Raw genomic sequence first — 7,599 nt, forward strand, 5'->3', positions numbered from 1 at the left:
TCCTTACTTGTTCGGCGGTGGCCCGTCGATCGGCCGGCCGAGCACGCCGGGCCGCCGCTGCCAGGGCAGCGGGCCGCCGGGCGGCCGGTAGCCGACGCCCAGGGCGTCAAGTCGCCGGTAGTGGGCGGTCATCCGCCCCTCGAAGGCGTCGAAGTCCCGGTCGGCCGGGGCGGGCAGGGCGCTCCAGGACACCTCGGCGAACGCGGCGAGCCTCGGGAAGGTCTGGTAGTCGACGCGCGCCTGGTTCTCCATCACCTCGGTCCACACGTTCGCCTGGGTGCCGATCACATGTCCGGACTCGTCCGGTGTCAGCTCCGCCGGAACCGGCTCGAACCGGTAGACGTCCTCCATGGTGCGCACGAAGCCGATCGGCACCGGCTCGTCCTCACCCGCGTGCTGCCGGTGGTCCAGGTACACCTGCTGCTCGGGGCACATCACCACGTCGTGTCCCGCGCGTGCGGCGGCGATCCCGCCCGCGTACCCGCGCCAGGAGGCCACGGCCGCGCCCTTGGCGAGTCCGCCCTCCAGGATCTCGTCCCAGCCGATGAGCCGGCGTCCGCGTTCGCTCAGCCAGGTGTCGAAGTGCTGGATGAACCAGGCCTGGAGTTCGTCCTCGTTCGCGAGGGCGAGTTCCTCGATGCGGGCCTGCGCGGTGGCCGAGCGCCGCCACTGCTCCTTGGGGCATTCGTCGCCGCCGATGTGGATGAACTCCGAGGGGAAAAGCTCCAGGAGTTCCTCGAACACGCCCTCGTAGAAGCGCAGTGTGTTCTCGGTGGGGGCGAGTACGTTCGGGGAGACGCCCCAGGTGTCCCAGACGGAGACGGCGGTGGTGTCGATCACATCGGTGTTGCCGAGTTCCGGATACGCGGCGATGGCGGCCTGCGAGTGACCCGGTACGTCGATTTCGGGGACGACGGTGATGTGCCGTTCGGCGGCGTAGGCGACGATCTCCCGGATGTCCTCCTGGGTGTAGTAACCGCCGTGGGGTTTGTCCTCCCACAGCGGCGAGGCACGGTGACCCCATTTGGTGCGGGCCCGCCAGGAGCCGGTCTCGGTGAGCTTCGGGTGCCGCCTGATCTCGACGCGCCAGCCCTGGTCGTCCGTCAGGTGGAAGTGCAGGACGTTGAGTTTGTGGGCGGCCATCAGGTCCAGGTAGCGCAGGACACCGTCCTTCGGCATGAAGTGCCGGGCGACGTCCAGCATCAGTCCGCGCCAGCGGAAGCGGGGCGCGTCCTCGATACGGACCGACGGCAGCCGCCACCGGCGGTCGGGCAGCGGCGCGCGCCGGAAGGCGTCCGGGCCGAGCAGCTGCCGCAGCGTCTGGGCGCCCCAGAAGAGGCCGGCCGGTCCGCCGCCCGTCAGACGCACGCCGGTCGGCGCGACGTCGAGGCGGTAGCCCTCGTCGGGCAGTCCGGCGTCGAGGGACAGGCGGACGACGCCGTCGTCCCCCGTGCCGGGCGCCAGCGGCAGGCCGGTGGCCGCGCCCAGCGTGGCGCGGAGCCACCGTTCGGTGGGCCCGGTGCCCTCGTCCGCCACCACCTTCGTGTCGGGACCGAGGGTGAAGAAGCCGCCCTCGCCGGACGTCACTTGCTGTGGCTGGGGAATCACGTCGGTCACGTCGGTCACGTCCGTCACGTCAGTCCTTTACCGCTCCGCCGAGGCCGGAGACGAGTCGTCGTTGCACGAGTACGAAGAAGACCAGCACCGGAATCGTCATCACCGTGGACGCGGCCATCACGCCGCCCCAGTCGGGATCGTCCGGCTTGTAGAAGACCAGCAGCGCCATCGGCAGCGTCGACTGCGAGGTGTCGCTGATGATGAACGACTTGGCGAACAGGAAGTCGTTCCAGGTCGAGATGAAGGAGAAGACGCTGGTCGCCACCAGCCCCGGGAAGACCAGCGGGAAAAGGATCTGCCAGAGGAATCGCGACCGGCTCGCCCCGTCCATGTAGGCGGCCTCCTCCAGGGCCTCCGGCACGGCTTTCACAAAGCCCCGCAGCATCCAGATCGCGAAGGGCAGCGAGAAGGCGATGTGGGGCAGGATCAGCGAACCCAGGGTGTTCAGCTGGCCGGCGTCCCGCATGAGGAAGAACAGCGGGATCGTGAGCGCCTCCACGGGCACCATCTGGGCCACCAGGAACATGATCAGCAGGGTGGTCCGGAAACGGAACCGGAATCGCGTCACCGCCGTCGCCGCGAGGAACGCGATCAGCGCCGAGGCGACCACGACGGTGCCCGCCACGAGCAGACTGTTGAGAAAGTAACGACCGAATTCCTGCTGCCCGAAGACCCGCCGGAAGGAATCCAGCGTGGGTGTCAGGGTCCACGGCCGCGGCTCGGCCGACTCGATCTCACCGGCCGGTTTGAAGGCGCTCAGCACCATCCAGTACAGCGGGAAGGCCACCACGACCGCGATCAGCAGCGCCGACGCCTCGGCCGCCAGCCGCCACGGACGACGCACACGCGCGCGTGGAAGACGCGGCGGAAGATTCACAGTTCCTCCCCCTGGCGGCGCAGCAGCCGCAGGTAGACCAGCGTCACGGCGAGCAGGATCAGCATCATCACGACGCCGATCGCCGAGCCGAGGCTGTACTGCGAGGACGCGAAGGCCTTCTGGTAGGCGTAGACGTTGAGGACGAGGTTCTGGCCGGCGATGCCGCCGCCGTTCGTCATGACGTAGATCTGGGTGAAGACCTTGAAGTCCCAGATGACCGACTGGATGGTGACGACCACCAGGATCGGCCGGAGCATCGGCGCCAGCACCGAGCGCCAGATCCGCCACTGCGAGGCGCCGTCCAGCGCGGCCGCCTCCAGCACCTCCGAGGGCACGGCCCGGATCCCGGCGTAGACGGTCACCATGACGAACGGGAAGGAGCACCAGACCACTTCGAGCAGGACGAGCAGGAAGGCGCTGTAGCGCCCGTACGTCCAGGAGTGGTCGCCGAGTCCCAGCATCCGGTTGACCGGCCCGAAGTCCGGGTCGAAGAGCAGCAGCCACACCGTCGACCCGGTCACCGCCGGGGTCGCCCACGCACCGAGGGCGGCCAGCATCAGCACGAGCCGCGGCACGGCCCGCACCCGGGTGAGCAGCACGGCCAGCGCACACCCCACGGCGAGCGTGGACACGACGCAGGCGGCGGCGAACACGACGGTGGCGAGCAGCACCCGCCAGAACTCCGCGTCCCCGAACAGCTCCGCGTAGTTCCCGAACCCCCGGAAGGTCGTCGCCTCCCCACCGGACACCTGGGCCTGCGTGTACTCCAGAAAGGAGATCAGCCCAAGCTGATAAACGGGATAGACGAGCAGCCCACCAAGGACGACAAGAGCAGGCGCGAGATAGATCCAAGGGGTACTGGACGAGCCCCCGAAGGGGCGCGGGGCTGTGTTGGATTTGCGGCTACCGCCGCGTGGGCGCGACAAGCCACGACCCACCCGCACCCGCCCCCCAACAGCACCCCCCGGGCCATTAGGCACCCCCGTCACCCGGCGGAGCCAAACGCGTCGTCCATCTTCCGAGCCGCATCCCCAGCGGCAGCGCCCACGTCCTTCTTGCCGCTCACAACCTCCTGGAACATCGTCGGCAGCACCTGCGAGGAGTCGATCGTCGCCCACGCCGGCGAGGCCGGAACGAACTTCGTACCGGCCGCGAGCGTGTCGACGAACGGCTTCACGAACGGCTCCTCCTTCGCCACCTGCCGCCGTACGTCCGTGAAGGTCGGCAGGAAGCCCATCGCGTCGAACAGGTCGGCCTGCGCCTTCTTCGACGCGAGCCGCTTCATCAGGTCGACGGCGAGGGTGCGGTGCGAGGTGCTCTTGAGGACGCCGATGTTGTTGCCGCCGGCGAAGGCCGGGGCTATGGAACCGGGCTCGACGCCGGGCAGCGGCACGACCGCGTACTTGCCCTTCACCGTGCCGGCCTCCACGGCCTGGTGGCTGAAGTCGCCGCCGATCGCCATGGCCGCCTTGCCGGAGGCGAAGGCGGTGACGGTGTCGTTGCCGCCCATGCCCGCGCACTTGGCGGCCGGGCAGTTGTCGTCGCCGAACAGCGACGTGTACGCCTCTATGCCCTTGCGGGCGGCGGCGCTGTCGATCGCCGAGGCGTACGAGCCGCCCTTGCCGGTGGCGAGTTCGCCGCCGTTGGCCCAGATGAACGGCATCGCGCCGTAGGTGTAGGCGCCGCCGACCGCGAGGCCGTACAGGTCGGGCTTCGCCGCCCTGACCTGCTTCGCGGTGGACGCCACCTCCGCCATGGTCCGGGGGACGTCGAGGTTCAGCTCCTCGAAGACGTCGGTCCGGTAGTACAGGGCGCGGACGCCGACGAAGTAGGGGGCGCCGTAGACCTTGCCGTCGACGGTGACCGACTGGCGGGCGGTGGGGTCGGTGTCCTTGGCCTCGCCCCAGTCCCCGAACTCCTCGGTCACGTCGGCGAGTCCGCCGTCCTTCACGTAGCCGGCGGTGTCGGTGTTGCCGAACTCGATGACGTCCGGGGCGCTCTTGGGGTCGTTGAAGGCGGCCTTGATGCGCTGGGCGCGGGTCTCGACGGGGATGTACTCGACGGTGACGTCGGTGTCCGCGTGCGCCTTCTCGAAGTCGGCGAGGACCGCGTCGACGACCTTTTCCTTCGGCTTGGTGTTGACCTCCTGGAAGAGCCAGACCCGTAGCGTGCCGCTCTTCTCGTCCTTGCCGGAGGAGGAGTTGTCGGACGTCTGGGGGGCGCAGGCGGTCGCGGAGACGACGGCGGCGGCCAACAGGAGGGCCAGGCGTGGGGCGAGCTTCATGGAGTGTTCCTCCGGACGTGCGTTGCAACATATGCAATGACGGTTTCGCTCTGCACAACACCCAGGAGAGTAGGGAGTACATGAACATGTCCACAAGAGGTCTGAACCAATTCGTGACCCGGGGACCCCGGGACGCACGAAGGCCCCCGGAGTGCGCGCGGGCACACTCCGGGGGCCTTCGGAAAGTCTGTGCGGGCCGGGCCGCTACTTCTTGTCGCCTACTTCTTGTCGCCGCCCTTGCCCTCGTCCCCGCCGCCGGTCATGGACTCGTAGATCTCCTTGCACATGGGGCAGACCGGGTACTTCTTCGGGTCACGGCCCGGCACCCAGACCTTGCCGCACAGCGCCACGACGGGGGTGCCGTCGAGGGCGCTCGCCATGATCTTGTCCTTCTGGACGTAATGGGCGAAGCGCTCGTGGTCGCCGTCGCCGTGGGACGTCTGCGGCGTCGGCTCGACGAGGGTCCCCGTACCAGTCCCGCGCTCGGGCTCGAGAGTGCTCATAGACGCCAAGGGTACTGAAGCTCACACGCTTCAGTTGAGCGACGGGTCGTCCGGATACGTGGCCACCATCGCCAGGTCGCCCCGCTGACGGCGCAGGACCTCGCGCCAGAGCCGCTCGGGAAAGGGGGAGGAGATGTCGCCGGGTTCGGACTCGACGACGTACCAGGCGCCCTCCGTCAGCTCGTCCTCCAGCTGGCCCGGCCCCCAGCCGGCGTACCCCGCGAAGATGCGCAGGGCGCCCACGGCGGGCGCCAGCAGTTCCGGCGGCGCCTCCAGGTCGACCAGGCCGATCGCGCCGTGCACCCGGCGCCAGCCCAGCGGCGCCCGCTCGCCGGACGCCCCGCCCGGGACGACGGCGACCCCGAGGGCCGAGTCCAGCGACACCGGGCCGCCCTGGAAGACCACGCCCGGTTCGCCGGCCAGGTCCGCCCAGTCCTCCAGGATGTCGCCCACGTCGACCGGTGTGGGACGGTTGAGGACGACACCGAGGGAGCCCTCCTCGTCGTGGTCGAGAAGGAGCACCACCGCGCGCTCGAAGTTCGGGTCCGCCAGGGCGGGCGTTGCCACGAGCAGCCGCCCCGTGAGCGAGGACACCTCGGTCATGCCTGACATGATCCCGCATGTTCCCCTCCCGTGGGGAGGCAATCGGGGGCACGGGGGTGAACACGCACCCCGCGCACGCCCCACGGCCGTGACCCCCCGTACGCGCCGGGGAACGCCACGTGTTGTGACGAATCCATGACGTTGCCCGACCATGCACAGGCTTACAGAAGGGGGGTACAAGACGATTACCCTTTCCCTTCTGGCCCCTGCCCGAACCCACGGAACGCGAGATTCATGACCGTCAACGGCGCTGATGACGTACTGCTTGTCCACGGCGGAACCCCGCTGGAGGGCGAGATCCGGGTCCGCGGTGCGAAGAACCTCGTGCCGAAGGCCATGGTGGCCGCCCTGCTGGGCAGTGCGCCGAGCCGGCTGCGCAACGTGCCGGACATCCGCGACGTGCGGGTGGTGCGCGGACTGCTCCAGCTGCACGGGGTGACGGTCCGTCCGGGCGACGAGCCCGGCGAGCTGGTGATGGACCCCTCCCACGTGGAGAGCGCGAACGTCGCCGACATCGATGCCCACGCGGGTTCGTCGCGCATCCCGATCCTGTTCTGCGGCCCGCTGCTGCACCGCCTCGGGCACGCCTTCATCCCGGGGCTGGGCGGCTGCGACATCGGCGGCCGGCCGATCGACTTCCACTTCGAGGTGCTGCGCCAGTTCGGCGCGAAGATCGAGAAGCGGGCGGACGGCCAGTACCTGGAGGCTCCGCAGCGGCTGCGCGGTACGAAGATCAACCTGCCGTACCCGTCCGTCGGCGCGACCGAGCAGGTGCTGCTCACGGCCGTGCTGGCCGAGGGCGTCACGGAGCTGTCCAACGCGGCGGTCGAGCCGGAGATCGAGGACCTGATCTGCGTCCTGCAGAAAATGGGCGCGATCATCGCGATGGACACCGACCGCACGATCCGCGTCACCGGCGTGGACGAGCTGGGCGGCTACACCCACCGCGCCCTGTCGGACCGCCTGGAGGCCGCGTCCTGGGCGTCGGCGGCGCTGGCGACCGAGGGCGACGTCTACGTCCGCGGCGCCCAGCAGCGGTCGATGATGACGTTCCTCAACACCTACCGGAAGGTGGGCGGCGCCTTCGAGATCGAGGACGAGGGCATCCGCTTCTGGCACCCGGGCGGCCGGCTGAAGTCCATCGCCCTGGAGACGGACGTGCACCCCGGCTTCCAGACGGACTGGCAGCAGCCCCTGGTGGTCGCCCTGACGCAGGCGACGGGCCTGTCCATCGTCCACGAGACGGTCTACGAGTCCCGGCTGGGCTTCACCTCGGCGCTCAACCAGATGGGTGCCCACATCCAGCTCTACCGCGAGTGCCTGGGCGGCTCCGTCTGCCGTTTCGGCCAGCGCAACTTCCTCCACTCGGCCGTCGTCTCCGGACCGACCAAGCTGGAGGGCGCCGACCTGGTCATCCCCGACCTGCGCGGCGGCTTCTCGTACCTGATCGCCGCCCTCGCGGCCCAGGGCACCTCCCGGGTCCACGGCATCGACCTGATCAACCGGGGCTACGAGAACTTCATGGAGAAGCTCGTGGAGCTGGGCGCGAAGGTCGAGCTGCCGGGCAAGGCACTCGGCTGAGGCCCTCCGCCGCCGGGGCAGACCGGCACGGCCCCGGCCGGGGGTCCGGGGGTCGTCCCCCGGGCAAGCACAGCATGGAGAAGCTCGTGGTGCTCGCTGCGAGGGAGCAGCAGCCCGGCCAGGCCCTCGGCTTA

General features: G+C 69.6%; 7 protein-coding genes. 1 reads left to right on the forward strand and 6 read right to left on the reverse strand.

The genetic code is table 11. The features are described from left to right. Nucleotides 1-3 precede the first annotated feature (3 nt). From ACFWR9_RS24125 to ACFWR9_RS24150, 6 genes are all read right to left on the reverse strand, one after another. Entirely contained in the window at nucleotides 4-1,626 is a 1,623-nt protein-coding gene (locus tag ACFWR9_RS24125; protein ID WP_383845586.1) for a beta-N-acetylhexosaminidase, read from the reverse strand. 10 nt (nucleotides 1,627-1,636) lie between these two features. Beyond that, on the reverse strand, nucleotides 1,637-2,494 hold the full coding sequence (locus ACFWR9_RS24130) for a carbohydrate ABC transporter permease (protein WP_383845569.1): 858 nt from the start codon (nucleotides 2,492-2,494) through the stop codon (nucleotides 1,637-1,639). Next, nucleotides 2,491-3,483: a carbohydrate ABC transporter permease gene (locus ACFWR9_RS24135; protein ID WP_383845571.1), complete on the reverse strand. Its 993-nt coding sequence runs from the start codon at nucleotides 3,481-3,483 to the stop codon at nucleotides 2,491-2,493. Before ACFWR9_RS24135 ends, ACFWR9_RS24130 begins: the two co-directional genes overlap by 4 nt. Next, nucleotides 3,480-4,778: an extracellular solute-binding protein gene (locus ACFWR9_RS24140; protein WP_383845573.1), complete on the reverse strand. Its 1,299-nt coding sequence runs from the start codon at nucleotides 4,776-4,778 to the stop codon at nucleotides 3,480-3,482. Before ACFWR9_RS24140 ends, ACFWR9_RS24135 begins: the two co-directional genes overlap by 4 nt. Before the next feature lie 218 nt (nucleotides 4,779-4,996). Continuing rightward, nucleotides 4,997-5,281, reverse strand: a complete 285-nt coding sequence (locus ACFWR9_RS24145; protein WP_383845575.1) for a DUF3039 domain-containing protein — start codon at nucleotides 5,279-5,281, stop codon at nucleotides 4,997-4,999. A gap of 30 nt (nucleotides 5,282-5,311) precedes the next feature. Continuing rightward, nucleotides 5,312-5,884: a YqgE/AlgH family protein gene (locus ACFWR9_RS24150; protein WP_383845577.1), complete on the reverse strand. Its 573-nt coding sequence runs from the start codon at nucleotides 5,882-5,884 to the stop codon at nucleotides 5,312-5,314. A 234-nt stretch (nucleotides 5,885-6,118) separates the two neighbouring features. Between ACFWR9_RS24150 and murA the strand changes: the two genes are divergently transcribed. Beyond that, complete coding sequence (gene murA / locus ACFWR9_RS24155; RefSeq protein WP_383845579.1) at nucleotides 6,119-7,465, forward strand: UDP-N-acetylglucosamine 1-carboxyvinyltransferase; 1,347 nt, start codon at nucleotides 6,119-6,121, stop codon at nucleotides 7,463-7,465. Nucleotides 7,466-7,599: the final 134 nt, after the last annotated feature.

This window comes from Streptomyces sp. NPDC058534 (assembly GCF_042717365.1).
In the GTDB taxonomy this organism is placed as follows: Bacteria; Actinomycetota; Actinomycetes; order Streptomycetales; family Streptomycetaceae; genus Streptomyces.